This window comes from Pseudoalteromonas sp. SR43-5 (genome assembly GCF_014163835.1).
Lineage (GTDB): Bacteria > Pseudomonadota > Gammaproteobacteria > Enterobacterales > Alteromonadaceae > Pseudoalteromonas > Pseudoalteromonas distincta.
In genome coordinates this window covers 1-312 of the sequence record NZ_JACJEA010000090.1, presented here as the reverse complement: position 1 = coordinate 312, position 312 = coordinate 1, and the positions used below count along the sequence as shown (strand labels likewise).

Annotated in this window: 1 rRNA gene; it reads left to right on the top strand. The window is 38.1% G+C overall.

Annotated features, from left to right (window positions below):
- Positions 1-204: 204 nt before the first annotated feature.
- Positions 205-312 (top strand): 5S ribosomal RNA (gene rrf, locus H5090_RS20615); the annotation flags it as partial.

Here is a 312-nt window from a genome sequence, read left to right as displayed (position 1 = left end):
GGAAGTGGTGTGAGCCATTAAGCTAACTTGTACTAATTACCCGTGAGGCTTAACCATACAACGCCAAACGCGTTTTATGCGACAGTTTAGACAGAAGTTAATATGACTAAAGTAGAAATTACTTAAAGAAAAACTTAAAAAATATTATCAGATATTTTCCAAATTCAGTTAATGCGTAGAGATACGAATTAACGCCCAAATTTGCTTGGTGACAATAGCGTTTTGGACCCACCTGACTCCATGCCGAACTCAGTAGTGAAACGAAACAGCGCCGATGATAGTGTAGCATTTGCTATGTGAAAGTAGGACATT